The organism is Burkholderia sp. D-99 (assembly GCF_011605345.1).
GTDB lineage: Bacteria > Pseudomonadota > Gammaproteobacteria > Burkholderiales > Burkholderiaceae > Burkholderia.
The window spans coordinates 112,283-127,235 of record NZ_JAAOXM010000015.1 but is presented as its reverse complement, the minus strand read 5'-3'; the positions used below and the strand labels follow the sequence as shown (position 1 = coordinate 127,235).

13 protein-coding genes are annotated in these 14,953 nt (G+C 68.2%); all 13 read left to right on the top strand.

What is annotated here, in order from left to right; genetic code table 11:
- The first annotated feature begins 35 nt into the window (after positions 1-35).
- The 13 genes from mpl (at position 36) to araG (ending at position 14,934) form a co-directional block, all read left to right on the top strand.
- Complete coding sequence (mpl, locus tag HAV18_RS34670) at positions 36-1,625, top strand: UDP-N-acetylmuramate:L-alanyl-gamma-D-glutamyl-meso-diaminopimelate ligase (RefSeq protein ID WP_407062450.1); 1,590 nt, start codon at positions 36-38, stop codon at positions 1,623-1,625.
- Positions 1,622-2,191, top strand: a complete 570-nt coding sequence (locus HAV18_RS34665; RefSeq protein WP_011350884.1) for a YqiA/YcfP family alpha/beta fold hydrolase — start codon at positions 1,622-1,624, stop codon at positions 2,189-2,191. The genes mpl and HAV18_RS34665 overlap by 4 nt, the downstream gene beginning before the upstream one ends.
- A gap of 80 nt (positions 2,192-2,271) precedes the next feature.
- Positions 2,272-4,359, top strand: a complete 2,088-nt coding sequence (locus HAV18_RS34660; RefSeq protein ID WP_166964897.1) for an RNB domain-containing ribonuclease — start codon at positions 2,272-2,274, stop codon at positions 4,357-4,359.
- Complete coding sequence (gene aroE, locus HAV18_RS34655) at positions 4,356-5,222, top strand: shikimate dehydrogenase (protein ID WP_166964895.1); 867 nt, start codon at positions 4,356-4,358, stop codon at positions 5,220-5,222. The genes HAV18_RS34660 and aroE overlap by 4 nt, the downstream gene beginning before the upstream one ends.
- A gap of 14 nt (positions 5,223-5,236) precedes the next feature.
- Positions 5,237-5,974, top strand: coding sequence for a monofunctional biosynthetic peptidoglycan transglycosylase (gene mtgA, locus HAV18_RS34650; protein ID WP_166964893.1), 738 nt, complete (start codon positions 5,237-5,239; stop codon positions 5,972-5,974).
- A 438-nt stretch (positions 5,975-6,412) separates the two neighbouring features.
- On the top strand, positions 6,413-8,023 hold the full coding sequence (locus tag HAV18_RS34645) for a S10 family peptidase (protein WP_166964891.1): 1,611 nt from the start codon (positions 6,413-6,415) through the stop codon (positions 8,021-8,023).
- A gap of 82 nt (positions 8,024-8,105) precedes the next feature.
- Positions 8,106-8,507, top strand: a complete 402-nt coding sequence (locus tag HAV18_RS34640; RefSeq protein WP_166964889.1) for an EF-hand domain-containing protein — start codon at positions 8,106-8,108, stop codon at positions 8,505-8,507.
- 348 nt (positions 8,508-8,855) lie between these two features.
- Positions 8,856-9,755 carry an IclR family transcriptional regulator gene (locus HAV18_RS34635; protein WP_166964887.1) on the top strand — a complete coding sequence of 300 codons (900 nt, stop codon included), beginning with the start codon at positions 8,856-8,858 and terminating at the stop codon, positions 9,753-9,755.
- On the top strand, positions 9,752-10,777 hold the full coding sequence (locus tag HAV18_RS34630) for a 2-dehydro-3-deoxygalactonokinase (RefSeq protein ID WP_166964885.1): 1,026 nt from the start codon (positions 9,752-9,754) through the stop codon (positions 10,775-10,777). Before HAV18_RS34635 ends, HAV18_RS34630 begins: the two co-directional genes overlap by 4 nt.
- Positions 10,778-10,799: 22 nt before the next feature.
- Positions 10,800-11,477, top strand: a complete 678-nt coding sequence (locus tag HAV18_RS34625; protein WP_166964883.1) for a 2-dehydro-3-deoxy-6-phosphogalactonate aldolase — start codon at positions 10,800-10,802, stop codon at positions 11,475-11,477.
- Complete coding sequence (locus tag HAV18_RS34620; RefSeq protein WP_166965003.1) at positions 11,477-12,256, top strand: SDR family oxidoreductase; 780 nt, start codon at positions 11,477-11,479, stop codon at positions 12,254-12,256. Before HAV18_RS34625 ends, HAV18_RS34620 begins: the two co-directional genes overlap by 1 nt.
- A gap of 102 nt (positions 12,257-12,358) precedes the next feature.
- Positions 12,359-13,354, top strand: coding sequence for an arabinose ABC transporter substrate-binding protein (locus HAV18_RS34615; protein ID WP_166964881.1), 996 nt, complete (start codon positions 12,359-12,361; stop codon positions 13,352-13,354).
- Positions 13,355-13,422: 68 nt separating this feature from the next.
- On the top strand, positions 13,423-14,934 hold the full coding sequence (araG, locus tag HAV18_RS34610) for an L-arabinose ABC transporter ATP-binding protein AraG (protein WP_166964879.1): 1,512 nt from the start codon (positions 13,423-13,425) through the stop codon (positions 14,932-14,934).
- Positions 14,935-14,953: the final 19 nt, after the last annotated feature.

Sequence of the window (14,953 nt, the reverse complement as noted above, 5' to 3'; positions counted from 1 at the left end):
CAATCATACTCGATCGCCGCAGCGCCCGAGCGCGGGTGCGGTGGCCTGCCGCGCCGCGTGCCGGCGGCGTTCGCGCACATCGTTCGGGCCGCCGGGCACGGCAGGCCGTCAGTTACAATAGTGTCCTTTGTGTCGCGGCAAAAGCCGTTGGCCGGGCGCCGGCCGCACGGCCCGTCCGCCGCGCCGCACACGCATCCTTTCCGAATCGACGGCGCCCGGCGGCGCGAAAGCATTCATCTATGCACATCCACATTCTTGGCATCTGCGGCACCTTCATGGGCGGTCTCGCCGTACTCGCGCGCGAGGCGGGCCACACGGTGACGGGTTGCGACGCGGGCGTCTATCCGCCGATGAGCACGCAGCTCGAGGCGCAGGGCATCACGCTGACCGAGGGCTACGGCGCCGAGCAGATCGACCTGAAGCCGGACCTGTTCGTGATCGGCAACGTCGTCACGCGCGGCAATCCGCTGATGGAGGCGATCCTCGATCGCGGCCTGCCGTACGTGTCGGGCCCGCAATGGCTCGGCGAGCACGTGCTGGCGGGCAAATGGGTGCTCGCGGTCGCGGGCACGCACGGCAAGACGACCACGTCGTCGATGCTCGCGTGGCTGCTGGAAGAGTCGGGGCTGAACCCGGGCTTCCTGATCGGCGGCGTGCCGCTGAACTTCGGCGTGTCGGCGCGGCTCACCGATTCGAGCTTCTTCGTGATCGAGGCCGACGAGTACGACACCGCGTTCTTCGACAAGCGCTCGAAGTTCGTCCACTACCGGCCGCGTACCGCGGTGCTGAATAACCTCGAATTCGATCACGCCGACATCTTCCCGGATCTCGCCGCGATCGAAACGCAATTCCACCATCTCGTGCGTACCGTGCCCGGTGTCGGCAGGGTCGTCACGAACGGCCGCTCGGACGCGCTCGAGCGCGTGCTGTCGCGCGGTTGCTGGAGCGAGGTCGAGCGGTTCGGCGTCGACGGCGGCTGGCAGGCGCTGCCGGCCGAGGACGGCGTGCCGGTCGACGAGCGCTTCGCGGTGTACTCGCACGCGGAACGCGTCGGCGAAGTTGCATGGCAGGTGCAGGGCGATCACAACCGGATGAATGCGCTCGCGGCGATCGCGGCCGCGCGCCACGTCGGCGTGCCGCCCGCGCAGGCCGCCGCCTCCCTCGCGTCGTTCCGCAACGTCAAGCGCCGCATGGAAGTGCGCGGCAGCGTGGACGGCGTGACCGTCTACGACGACTTCGCGCACCATCCGACCGCGATCGAAACCACGATCGCCGGCCTTCGTGCGCGCATCGGCCGCCAGAATGCCCGTATCCTCGCCGTGCTCGAGCCGCGCTCGAACACGATGAAGCTCGGCGTGATGAAGTCGCAATTGCCGGCGAGCCTGGCCGAAGCCGATCTCGTGTTCGGCTACGGCGCGCCGACCGGGCGCGACGCGCTCGGCTGGAATCTGGCCGAGGCGCTGGCGCCGCTCGGCGACACCGCGCACGCGTTCGACGATCTGCACCTGCTGGTGAAGTCCGTCGTTGCGGCGGCCCGCCCGGGCGACCACGTGCTCGTGATGAGCAACGGCGGCTTCGGCGGCGTGCACCAGAAGCTGCTCGACGCGCTCGGGAGCCGCACGTGATCCTGTATCTGCACGGCTTCCGGTCGTCGCCGGAATCGCAGAAGTCGCGCCAGCTCGCGGCGCGCATGGCCGAGCTCGGCCGTACCGACGAGTGGCGGTGCCCGTCGCTATCGGTGTCGCCGCTCGAAGCGATCGCGGTTGCCGAAGCCGAGGTGGCCGGCGCGCGCGACGTGACCGTCATCGGCAGCTCGCTCGGCGGCTATTACGCCACCTGGCTGGCCGAGAAGCACGGCTGGAAGGCCGTGCTGCTGAATCCGGCCATCGTGCCGCAGCGCGATCTCGAGCAGCATCTGGGCGAACAGCCGCTGTACCACGGCGGCGGCACGATCGTCGTCGAACGCCGTCACCTGCATGAGCTCGATGCGCTGCGCGTGCCGGCGATCACGCGTGCCGAACGCTACTATCTGTTCGCGGCGACCGGTGACGAAGTGCTCGATTACCGCGAGATGCTCGCGCATTACCCGGGCGCGAAGACGCGCGTGATCGAAGGCAGCGATCACGGGATCAGCGAATTTGCCGACTATGTCGACGACGTTCTCGCCTTTTGCGACGGAAAGACGTCTTAAACCGGCCCTGTGCCGATCGAATTCCCATCATCATGCGGCGCCGCCGATGCGGCGCCCGGCAGTCTGAACGAGAGTACTGAGTGAACGTTTTCTTCGAGGAATCGGGCAGTTTCAAGGCGGGCAGCGTGCTGTCGCGCCAGGGCGACGCATTTCAGGTCGAGTTGCCCGGCGGGCGGCGTGCCAAGGTGCGCGCGAAAGACGTACTGATCGAATTCGACAAGCCGGCCGCGGGCGAGCTGATGCAGGAAGCCGACACGGCCGCGCAGCAGATCGACCTGGATTTCCTGTGGGAATGCGCGCCGGCCGACGAGTTCGCGTATACCGCGCTGGCCGCGGAATACTTCGGCGCGACGTACGGCCCGGTGGAGCGTGCGGCGCTGGTGTTGCGGCTGCACGGATCGCCCGTCTACTTCCGCCGCAAGGGGCGCGGCCAGTACCAGCGCGCGCCGGAAGAGCAGCTCAAGATGGCGCTCGCGTCGCTCGAGCGCAAGCGCCAGCAGGCGCTCGTCCAGGCGCAGTATGAAGAGGAGCTGAAGGCGGGCAAGCTGCCGGAAGCGTTCGCGGGCAAGGTGCTCGGGCTGCTGACGAGGCCGGACAAGAACGCGATCGAATACAAGGCGATGGAAGCGGCGGCCGGTGCGCGCGGCGTGTCGCCGGCGCGGCTGATGCTTGACTGCGGCGGCATCGCGTCGCCGCGTGCGCTGCACGAGGCGCGCTTTCTCGCGGAGTTCTTCCCGCACGGCACGGGCTTTCCGGCCGTCACGGTCGGCGCGCTGCCGGACGACCTGCCGCGCGCGGACGTCGAGGCGTTCTCGATCGACGACATCACGACGACCGAAATCGACGACGCGTTCTCGGTCGAGCACCTGTCCGACGGCCGTGTGCGCATCGGCGTGCACATCGCGGCACCGGCGCTCGGCATCGTGCGCGGCGACGCGGTCGACGCGATCGCGCGTACGCGCCTGTCGACCGTCTACATGCCGGGCGACAAGATCACGATGCTGCCCGACGACGTCGTCGACGTGTTCACGCTGAAAGAGGGCGATTACCGCCCGGCGCTGTCGCTGTACATCATCGTCAACCGCGAAACGCAGGAGATCGTCGCGAACGAGACGCGCGCCGAGCTCGTGTTCGTGAAGAGCAACCTGCGACACAACCACCTCGACGAGCTCGTCAACGAAGAGACGCTCGCGGCCGGCACCGGCGACTATCCGCACAAGGACGACATCGGCGTGCTGTGGCCGCTCGCGCAGGCGCTGTTCGAGAAGCGCCAGGTCGCGCGCGCGGGCTACGGCCTGAAGCGCGAGGTGCAGCGCAACACCGACTACAACTTCTACGTCGACGGCGAGCACGTGTCGATCACGCCGCGCCGCCGCGGGTCGCCGCTCGACCTGATCGTGTCGGAGCTCGCGATCCTCGCGAACTCGACCTGGGGCGCGTTCCTGCACGACCACACGGTGCCGGGCATCTACCGTTCGCAGCGCGGCTTCGGCGCGCCGGGCCCGAAGCGCACGCGGATGCAGACTTCGGCCGCGCCGCACGAAGGCCTCGGCGTCGCGCAGTACGCGTGGAGCACATCGCCGCTGCGCCGCTACGTCGACCTCGTGAACCAGTGGCAGTTGCTCGCGTGCGTGCAGCATGGCGTCACCGCGAAGCTCGCCGCACCGTTCAAGCCGAAGGACGCCGATCTGTACGCGGTCGTGCAGGGCTTCGACGACACCTACACGGCCTATGCCGACTACCAGCGCCGGATGGAGTACTTCTGGTGCCTGCGCTGGCTCGCGCAGGAGCAGAAGAAGCACGTCGTCGCGAGCGTCGTGAAGGGCGATCTCGTGCGCCTCGAGGAAATTCCGCTGCTGCTGCACGTGCCGGGCCTCGGCGTGCATGCGCGCGGCACGCGCGTGCTGCTCGACGTGATGGCGCTCGACGAGCTGACGATCGAAGCGTCGGTGCGGCTGCTGAACGTGCTCGACGCGCCGACCGTGACGAGCGGCGACGCGGCCGAGGAAGAGGATGACGCCGAAGGCGGCGACGACACGCTGATCGACGCCGAAGACGCGACGGCCGAAACCGAGGCGGAAGCGCTGGCGGAAGCGGACGGCGCAGCGGCCGGTGAAGGCGGCGAAGCCGCGAGCGGCAACGTCGAAGAAGAGGGGCGCACATCATGACCACGGCTGCGTCGACGAGCGGCGCCGACCGCTATGTCGTGTTCGGCAACCCGGTGGCGCACAGCAAGTCGCCGTTCATCCATGCGCAGTTCGCCGCGCAGACCGGCGAGCCGGTCGAATACACGCACCGGCTCGCGCCGGTCGACGGTTTCGACGCGGCCGTGCGGGCATTCGTCGCCGAAGGCGGTCGCGGCGCGAACGTGACGGTGCCGTTCAAGCTCGAAGCGCATGCGCTCGCCGACACGCTGTCGCCGCGCGCGGCGGCGGCGGGCGCGGTGAATACGCTGCGCATCGACGCCGACGGCCGGATCCACGGCGACAACACCGACGGTGTCGGCCTCGTGCGCGACATCGAAGCGAATCTCGGCGTGTCGCTCGCGGGCGCGCGCATCCTGCTGCTCGGCGCGGGTGGGGCGGCGCGCGGTGTCGTGCTGCCGCTGCTCGACCGCGCGCCGCTGTCGATCACGATCGTGAATCGCACCGCGAGCAAGGCCGAGGCACTCGTCGGCCAGTTCATGCAGGCCGCACACGATGCGGGCTGCACGCTCGCGGGCGGCGGCCCGGAGGTCGTGCGCGCGGAGCCGTACGACGTAGTGATCAACGCGACAGCCGGCAGCCTCGATGCGGCGTTGCCGGAGTGCGACGCGGCCGCATTCGGCGCGGGCACGCTCGCGTACGACATGATGTACGGCGCGCAGCCGACGGTGTTCATGCAGCATGCGGCGTCGCTCGGCGCGCGCACCGCCGACGGTCTCGGGATGCTCGTCGAGCAGGCGGCCGAATCATTCTTCATCTGGCGCGGCGTGCGGCCGGATGGCGCACCGGTGCTGGCCGCGCTGCGCCAGGCGCTCGCGGCGAGCTGAACGGAGCGCGGCACGTGGCGGCGGTGAGCGGCACGCAGCACACGCGGACGGTGAGCCCGACGCGCTGGATCGTCTATGCGGGATCGGTGTTCGCGGGTGCGTGGCTCGCGACGCAACTGTTCTATCTCGCGCAGATCGCGCTGTGGTCGTTCGTGAACCCGGGCTCGACCGCGTTCATGCGCACGGATGCGTGGTGGCTGTCGCGCGACAAGCCGCCCGCGCAGATCCAGCACCAGTGGGTGCCGTACGACCAGATCTCGCGCAACCTGAAGCGCGCACTGATCGCGTCGGAAGACTCGACCTTCGCAACCAACAACGGCTACGACGTCGACGCGATCCTGCAGGCGTGGGAGAAGAACAAGGCGCGCGGCAAGATCGTCGCGGGCGGCTCGACGATCACGCAGCAACTCGCGCGCAACCTGTTCCTGTCGCGCGAGAAGAGCTACATCCGCAAGGGGCAGGAGCTCATCATCACGTGGATGCTCGAAACCGTGCTCGACAAGGAGCGGATCTTCGAGATCTACCTGAATTCCGTCGAGTGGGGACGCGGCGTGTACGGTGCCGAGGCGGCCGCACGCTATTACTACAGGATTCCCGCGAGCCGGCTCGGCGCGTGGCAGTCGGCGCGGCTCGCGGTGATGCTGCCGAAGCCGCGCTGGTTCGACGCGCACCGCGGCTCGGCCTACCAGGCGCAGCGCGCGGCGGTCATTGCCCGCCGGATGGGTGCGGCCGCGCTGCCGCAATCGGAGTGACCGGCGCGAGCGCGCCGTCGCATTGACCGTATCGCCACTGGTGTGCCGCCCGCGAGTCGTTTGTGCGCTGCAGCGCATTCGTGTCGCGCGCATTTCGGGTCACATCCATTAGACGAATTCGTCTATTTCGCTTTGCTGAGCAATGCTAGCGATCACGCGATTTTGTTAGCTGATATGGCACGAAAATCCCGGGATTTTTAGTATTCCCGTGTAAACGCGAAAGATCATGAAAGGCACGTGAAATGCAACGTTTCACGAATCGAAGCATTCCTGAAAGGTGTGCGCCGCACCGGCCGTCGGCCAAATATTTCAAAATTTTTCAAAGCTGACGGGCTCGCGTATATTGGCCAGCGCCTCGGCTTATCGGCCGCGATCGAGGCGGGGGGCGGCTTATCCGGCTGCTCGATACAAAAAACATCCGAGAGAAGGAAAGCAACGATGCCAGCGAGCAAAGCGAAGCTGTTGTTGGGAGTGGTGTTTTCTTCGCTGATTCTGACGGCCTGCAACGACGACGTGACATCGTCCACTGCCAGCAGCGCCGACAGCTCAGCCGATCCCGCCAGTCAGGTGGACAGGGCGTACAACGATCCGAACAGTTATTCGTCGAGCGCGAACGCCTCGCTCGACGCATCCGCCGCGGTTGAAAAGGCCGCCGTCACGCACCACCAGATCACGCTGAACGGCAAGACGATCCGCTACACGGCCACGGCCGGCCACCTGGTCGCGCGCAATCCGCAGACCGGCGCGCCCGAAGCATCGTTCTTCTATGTCGCCTATACGGCCGACAACCAGCCCGCAGCGAAGCGGCCCGTCACGTTCCTGTACAACGGCGGCCCCGGCTCGGCGTCGGTGTGGCTGCATCTCGGCTCGTTCGGCCCGCGCCGGATCCAGACGGGCGACCCGAACGCGAACACGTCGACGTTCCCGTTCGTCGACAATCAGGAAAGCCTGCTCGACACGACCGACCTCGTGTTCGTCGATGCGATCGGCACAGGCTTCTCCGAAGCGATCGCACCGAACACGAACCAGACGTTCTGGGGCGTCGATCAGGACGGCGGCGCGTTCCGCGATTTCGTGACGCGCTACCTGGCCGTGAACCAGCGCAGTGCTTCGCCGAAATACCTGTTCGGCGAATCGTACGGCACACCGCGCACCGACGTGCTCGCGAACCTGCTCGAAACAGCCGGCGTGAAGCTCGACGGCATCGTGCTGCAGTCGTCGATCCTGAACTACAACACGAACTGCGACATGGCGAGCGACTACATCGGCAACTCGAACAACGGGTCCAGCCCGGTGAGTTGCGCGGGTTTCGTGCCGTCCTATGGTACCGTCGGCGCGTACTACCAGCTCGACAACCCGAACCCGTCGAGCCTGCCACAGTATGCGGACCAGATGCGCCTGCTGACGGCCGGCAGCTATGCGCCTGCCGTGAACGCGTACCTCGCGAGCCACACGCCGCCGCCGCCGACCCTCGTCACGACGATGGTGAATTCGACCGGCGTGAAGCAGTCGCTGTGGAATGCGAACTTCAACGTGATCCCGACCTTCTTCGACAACAGCTACCAGCTGTCGCTGATCCCGGGCACGCTGATCGGCCGCTACGACGCGCGCGTGAACGTGCCGGTGTCGAGCCCGCTTGCATCCGGCGGCGACCCGTCGAGCACGTACATCACGCAGCCGTTCACCGACACGATCGGCAAGTACCTGCCGAACGAGCTGAAGTACACCGCGCAGTCGGCGTATTCGCTGAGCAGCAATGCGATCAACACGTGGGACTGGACGCACGACGGCCTCGCGATGCCGGACACGATCCCCGATCTGTCCGCGGCGCTGACGCTCAATCCGCAGCTGAAGGTGCTGTCGCTGAACGGGTATCACGACATCGCGACGCCGTTCTACCAGACGGAGCTCGATCTCGCGCGGCTCGGGACGCAACCGAACCTGACGATCAAGGACTACCAGGGCGGGCACATGGTCTATCTCGACGATACGTCGCGTCCGCAGGAGAAAGCCGACCTCGTGACCTTCTACAACGCGGTCGCGCATTGACGACATGAGCGAGGCCGGCGACGCGCGCCCTGGGCGCCGCCTCGCCGGCCGTCGACGACCTCATTCCAGACTGGAGCCCGATATGAAGAATCGTTTCATCGTCGTTGCCGCGGCGCTCGCATGCGTCGGCGCCGCAGCATCCGTATCCGCATACGCGCAAGCGAGCGACGCCGCCGTCGCACCGGCGCGCGCGCGCCAGGCGCAGCTCGGCGATCCATACGTGCCGCCGGCCGCACGCAAGCCGACCGCCGGCACGCAGACCACAGGCGCCGCGCTGCACGCGCAGGTGGTGCGCAAGCTCGCGCGGCAGTTCGGCGCGGCCGATACGCAGAACACGGGTTCGATCACCGAAGCGCAGGCACGCGCGGCCGGTCTCGGCTACGTCGCGAACAACTTCCGGCAGATCGACTCGACCGGCAACGGGCGCGTGTCGTTCGGCGACGTCCAGCGCTACATGCAGGCGCGAAGCACCAGTCAGCAGTAAGCGCGGCGCGCATGAACAAACGGGGGCGGAACCTGCTGAGCGGCGGGTTCCGCCCCCTTGCGCATGGCGCGCCCGTTTCGTTGTGCTGGCGGCCGATTTTGCCTGAATTCTCATTATCTGGGCAACGCATTCAAATATTGGAGACGAGTGCGTGCGCTCCTACAATCCGAAGCACATCGACAGCTTCGGACCCACGCATCGCGCGGCGCCCGACGCACACGGAGACACCTTCCATGAAGTTCGCCGGGCGCTTTATTCGGTGCATCGACCGCCGCCTCGCCGCGATGCCAGACCCAGTTCCGGTGTCGTGCGAACGGCTTCACCGGTTCCGTTGAAGAAGCCCGCCCCATGACCAAGATGCCCGAATCCCTAGCCCTCGACGTCCGGCGCGCGACGCCGGACGATGCGTCGCTGACCGACAGCATCGGCGCGACCAGCACGCCGCTCGATCTCGCGGCCCAGCAGGCCGGTACGCAGACGCTGCTGCGCGGTCTCGCGATCCTCGAGGCGATCGCGAACGGCGCGCGCGACATGCGCGCGATCGGCGCCGCGCTCGGCACGACGCGCAGCACGACGCACCGCCTCGTCAGCAGCCTCGTGCAGGCGCGCTACCTGCGCCAGGTGCAGGGCGGCTACCTGCTCGGCCCGAAACTGATCGAACTCGGCACGATCGCGCTCGAGCAGATGCCGCTCACCGCGGTGGCGCGCCCGCACCTCGAAGCGCTCGCGGAAGCGACGCTCGACACGATCCACCTCGGCGTGCGCGACGGCGACGACGTGCTGTACATCGACAAGATTCCCGGTACGCGCGGCCTCGAGATGCGCTCGCGTGTCGGCCACCGGATGCCGCTCGCGTCGACCGGCATCGGCAAGGCGATGATGCTCGACCTCGATCCCGACCTGTGGCGCTCGCTGTTCGAGGCCGCCCGGCGCGCGCTGGCCGGCGTCAATTTCAAGCCCGACAACCGGCCCGAGACGAGCGCGTTCCTGCAGCGCATGGCCCATTACGCGGCCGGCGGCTATACGTTCGACCTCGAGGAGAACGAGGCGTCGATCCGCTGCGTGGCCGCGCCGATCCGTGACGCATCGGGCGCGGTCGTCGCGGCGGTGTCGGTGGCGAGCACGATTCCGTACATGCCGCACGACCGGATGGACGAACTGATTCCGCTCGTGCAGCGCGAAGCGCGAGCCATTTCCGCGGAACTGGGCTGGAGCCCGCCGCAGGGTACCCGCAGGATCAAACGATGACGATTTCGACCCGGCCCGTTCCGGATGCCAGCTCCTCCACCCCGTCGCTGATCGCGCTCGACTGGGGCACGACGTCGCTGCGCGCCTATCTGTACGACGCGCACGGCGCGCTCATCGACACGCGCAGTCGCCCGGCGGGCGTCATGCATGTGCCGGGCGGCGGCGCGCGTGCGTTCGACGCGGTGTTCGAGGAAGCCTGCGGCGACTGGCTCGACCGCACGCCCGGCCTGCCGGTGCTCGCCGCCGGGATGGTCGGCAGCGCGCAGGGCTGGCGCGAGGCGCCGTACGTCGCGGTGCCGGCCGGCGCCGACGCGCTCGTCGCGGGCCTCATCACGGTGACGACCTCGCGTGGTGCGACGATCTCGATCGTGCCGGGCGTCATCGCCACGGGCGAATTGCCCGACGTGATGCGCGGTGAAGAAACGCAGATAGTCGGTGCACTCGCGAGCGATCCCATGCTTGGCACCGATCGTTCAGGGGTACTGATCGGCTTGCCGGGCACGCATGCGAAATGGGCGTGGGTGAGGGACGGGCTGATCGAGCGCTTCCAGACCTTCATGACCGGCGAGCTGTTCGCGGTGCTGCGCGACCACACGATCCTCGGCCGCACGATGCGCGCCGGCGCGTCGCCCGATCGCGCGGCGTTCGTGCGCGGCGTATCGGTCGCGCGCGGCGCGCAGCACACGGGGCTGCTCGCGACGATCTTCAGCACGCGCACGCTCGGCCTGACCGACCGGCTCGCGCCCGATGCGCAGGGCGACTACCTGTCCGGCCTGCTGATCGGACACGAGCTCAACGCGCTCGACGCGATGCTCGCGGAGCGCGGCATCGCGCTCGCGGACCAGCCGCTGCTGCTGATCGGCGACGACGGCCTGTGTGCGCGCTACGCCGACGCGCTCCAGGAATTCGGCCACCCGAACGCACGAATCGTCGCGCATGCGACCGAGCGCGGCCTGTGGCGGATCGCATCGCGCGCCGGGCTCGTGCGCGCGGATGGCGAGCCCGCCTGCGCCGACCAATGAACTGTTTGCAGAGGAATCTTCGATGCCGTCCGACCTGACATTGCCCGCGCCATACGTGCCCCACGCCGCGCTGATGCGCGCGTTCGACGCGTGCCCGCTGATCGCGATCATGCGCGGGATCACACCCGCCGAAGCGGCCGACCACGGCCATGCGCTTTACGAAGCCGGCTTCCGGATCGTCGAGGTGCCGCTCAATTCGCCGGATCCGTTCGGCAGCATCGCGGCGCTGCGGCGCGCGCTGCCGGACGACGCGATCGTCGGCGCGGGCACCGTGCTGCGCGCCGAGTATGTCGATCGCGTGCAGGACGCGGGCGGCTCACTGATCGTGATGCCGCACAGCGACGCGGCCGTGATCCGGCGCGCACGCGAGCGCGGCCTCGCGAGCGCACCGGGCGTCGCGACGCCGACCGAAGCGTTCGCGGCGCTCGCGAACGGCGCGGACGTGCTGAAGATGTTCCCGGCCGAGCAACTGGGCGTGGTCGTCGTAAAGGCGTGGCGCGCGGTGATCGACCGTGCGGTGCCGCTGATTCCGGTCGGCGGCATTTCGCCCGACAACATGCAGCCGTTCCTCACCGCCGGCGCGAACGGCTTCGGGCTCGGCTCGGCGCTGTACCGGCCCGGCCAGCCGGCCGATGCGACCGCGGCGAACGCCCGCGCGTTCCAGGCCGGCTTGCGCGCGGCGCGCGGCGGAGCCGCATGATGGGCCGCCTCGCGGACAAGGTCGCGATGGTGACGGGCGCGGGCCGGGGCATCGGCGCCGCGATCGCCCGCGCATTTGTTCGCGAGGGCGCGGCCGTCGCGCTCGTCGATCTCGACTTCCCGCAGGCGCAGCGCACGGCCGCCGGGATTGCGCACGAGATCACCGGCGCGCGCGTATTGCCGCTGCAGGCGGATGTTGCGCGCCAGGATGCGGTGCGCGATGCACTGGCGCGGACCGAGGCGGCATTCGGCCCGCTCGACGTGCTCGTGAACAACGCAGGCATCAACGTGTTCGCCGATCCGCTGACGATGACCGACGACGACTGGCGCCGCTGCTTCGCGGTCGACCTCGACGGCGTGTGGCACGGGTGCCGCGCGGCGCTGGAAGGGATGGTCGAGCGCGGTCGCGGCAGCATCGTGAACATCGCGTCGACGCATGCATTCAGGATCATCCCGGGCTGCTTTCCGTACCCGGTCGCGAAGCACGGCGTGCTCGGTCTCACGCGCGCCCTCGGCATCGAATATGCGGCGCGCAACGTGCGCGTGAACGCGATCGCGCCGGGCTACATCGAGACGCAGCTCACGCGCGACTGGTGGGACGCGCAGCCCGATCCGGCTGCCGCGCGCGCCGAGACGCTCGCGTTGCAGCCGATGAAGCGGATCGGCCGGCCGGAGGAGGTCGCGATGACGGCCGTGTTCCTGGCGTCCGACGAGGCGCCGTTCATCAATGCCGCGTGCATCACCGTCGACGGCGGGCGTGCGGCGCTGTACCACGACTGACGCAACGATTCGAAAGACCGCACGTGCGACGGCCGCGCGCACGCTGCGTCGAAACCAACAAGCGGCTGCATCCTGTTCGATGAAGACAAGGAGACACTGGAGATGAAACGCAGAACGTTCGTAACGCTGGCGGCCGCGGCCGCGGTGGTGATCGGGAGCCCGGTCGTGCACGCGGCCGACCCGGTCAAGATCGGCTTCCTGGTGAAGCAGCCGGAAGAGCCGTGGTTCCAGGACGAGTGGAAGTTCGCCGAGATGGCGGCGAAAGAAAAAGGCTTCACGCTCGTGAAGATCGGCGCCCCGTCCGGTGAAAAGGTGATGAGCGCGATCGACAACCTGTCCGCGCAGAAGGCGCAGGGCTTCATCATCTGCACGCCCGACGTGAAACTCGGGCCGGGCATCGTCGCGAAGGCGAAGTCGCACAACCTGAAGATGATGACGGTCGACGATCGCCTCGTCGACGGCGCCGGCAAGCCGATCGAGTCGGTGCCGCACATGGGGATCTCCGCGTACAACATCGGCAAGCAGGTCGGCGACGGCATCGCGGCCGAGATCAAGAAGCGCGGCTGGGACATGAAGGATGTCGGCGCGATCGACATCACCTACGAGCAGCTGCCGACCGCGCATGACCGCACGAGCGGCGCGACCGACGCGCTGGTGGCCGCCGGCTTCCCGAAGGCGAACGTGATCGCGGCGCCGCAGGCGAAGACCGACACGGAAAACGCATTCAACGCGGCGAACATCGCGCTCACGAAGAACCCGCAGTTCAAGCACTGGGTCGCCTACGGCCTGAACGACGAAGCCGTGCTCGGCGCGGTGCGCGCGGCCGAAGGGCGTGGCTTCAAGGCGGACAACATGATCGGCATCGGCATCGGCGGCTCCGATTCGGCGCTCAACGAGTTCAAGAAGCCGCAGCCGACAGGCTTCTACGGCACCGTGATCATCAGCCCGAAGCGCCACGGCGAGGAAACCTCGGACCTGATGTACGCGTGGATCACGCAGGGCAAGGCACCGCCGGCGCTGACGCTGACGACGGGCATGCTCGCGACGCGCGACAACGTGTCGAAGGTGCGCGACGAGATGGGCCTCGCGTCGAAGTAAGCGGCCCGCCGGCTGCCGCGGCGATGCGGCGGCCGGCGGTCGATCGATTCCGGAAGTGGAGAGGCGACGTGTCAGCGGCACTGCGTTTTGACAATATCGGCAAGGTCTTTCCCGGCGTGCGCGCACTCGACGGCATCTCGTTCGACGTGCATGCGGGCGAGGTGCATGGCCTGATGGGCGAGAACGGCGCGGGCAAGTCGACGCTGCTGAAGATTCTCGGCGGCGAATACCAGCCCGATGCGGGCAGCGTGCTGGTCGACGGCCGGCCCGTGCAGTTCGCGAGTGCTGCGGCGTCGATCGCGGCCGGCATCGCGGTGATTCACCAGGAGCTGCAGTACGTGCCCGACTTGACGGTCGCGGAAAACCTGCTGCTCGGCCGCCTGCCGAACGCGTTCGGCTGGGTGAGGAAACGCGAGGCGAAGCGCCACGTGCGCGAGCGGCTCGCCGCGATGGGCGTCGACCTCGATCCCGACGCGAAGCTCGGGCGGCTGTCGATCGCGCAGCGGCAGATGGTCGAGATCTGCAAGGCGCTGATGCGCAATGCGCGCGTGATCGCGCTCGACGAACCGACGAGCTCGCTGTCGCATCGCGAGACCGAGGTGCTGTTCAAGCTCGTCGACGACCTGCGCGCGCAAGGCCGCGCGCTGATCTACATCTCGCACCGGATGGACGAGATCTACCGGCTCTGCAATGCGTGCACGATCTTCCGCGACGGGCGCAAGATCGCATCGCACGAATCGCTCGCCGACGTGCCGCGCGAACGGCTCGTCGCCGAGATGGTCGGGCGCGAGATTTCGGACATCTACCATTACGCGCCGCGTGCGCTCGGCGACGTGCGGTTCTCCGCCGAAGGCGTCGACGGCCATGCCCTGCGCGAGCCGGCGAGCTTCTCGGTGCGCGCGGGCGAGATCGTCGGCTTCTTCGGGCTGGTCGGCGCGGGCCGCAGCGAGCTGATGCGGCTCGTGTACGGCGCCGACCGCCGGCGCGCGGGCGTACTGACGCTCGACGGCGCGCGCATCGACGTGAAGCGCACCGGCGACGCGATCCGCCACGGCATCGTGCTGTGCCCGGAGGATCGCAAGGAAGAAGGGATCATCGCGATCGCGTCGGTCGCGGAGAACATCAACATCAGCTGCCGCCGCCATTCGCTGCGCGCGGGGCTGTTCATCAACCGCAAGGCCGAAAGCGAAACGGCCGACCGCTTCATCCAGCGGCTGAAGATCAAGACGCCGAACCGGCGCCAGAAGATCCGCTTCCTGTCGGGCGGCAACCAGCAGAAGGCGATCCTGTCGCGCTGGCTGGCGGAGCCCGACCTGAAGGTCGTGATTCTCGACGAACCGACGCGCGGGATCGACGTCGGCGCGAAGCACGAGATCTACGACGTGATCTACCGGCTCGCGGAGCGCGGCTGCGCGATCGTGATGGTGTCGTCGGAGCTGCCGGAAGTGCTCGGCGTGTCCGACCGCATCGTCGTGATGCGTGAAGGCCGGATCGCCGGCGAGCTGCCGCGCGAGCAGGCGAACGAACACGCGGTGCTGAGCCTCGCGCTGCCGCAGACGAGCGCGGTCGAGGCGGCCTGACGCGATACACGACATTCGA

What these genes read in the sequence shown, in the direction of transcription:
- HAV18_RS34645 (WP_166964891.1), top strand. Translation starts at nt 6,413, where the DNA reads ATGCCAGCGAGCAAAGCGAAGCTGTTGTTGGGAGTGGTGTTTTCTTCG.
- HAV18_RS34635 (WP_166964887.1), top strand. Translation starts at nt 8,856, where the DNA reads ATGACCAAGATGCCCGAATCCCTAGCCCTCGACGTCCGGCGCGCGACG.
- aroE (WP_166964895.1), top strand. Translation starts at nt 4,356, where the DNA reads ATGACCACGGCTGCGTCGACGAGCGGCGCCGACCGCTATGTCGTGTTC.
- HAV18_RS34630 (WP_166964885.1), top strand. Translation starts at nt 9,752, where the DNA reads ATGACGATTTCGACCCGGCCCGTTCCGGATGCCAGCTCCTCCACCCCG.
- HAV18_RS34625 (WP_166964883.1), top strand. Translation starts at nt 10,800, where the DNA reads ATGCCGTCCGACCTGACATTGCCCGCGCCATACGTGCCCCACGCCGCG.
- HAV18_RS34615 (WP_166964881.1), top strand. Translation starts at nt 12,359, where the DNA reads ATGAAACGCAGAACGTTCGTAACGCTGGCGGCCGCGGCCGCGGTGGTG.
- HAV18_RS34620 (WP_166965003.1), top strand. Translation starts at nt 11,477, where the DNA reads ATGGGCCGCCTCGCGGACAAGGTCGCGATGGTGACGGGCGCGGGCCGG.
- HAV18_RS34640 (WP_166964889.1), top strand. Translation starts at nt 8,106, where the DNA reads ATGAAGAATCGTTTCATCGTCGTTGCCGCGGCGCTCGCATGCGTCGGC.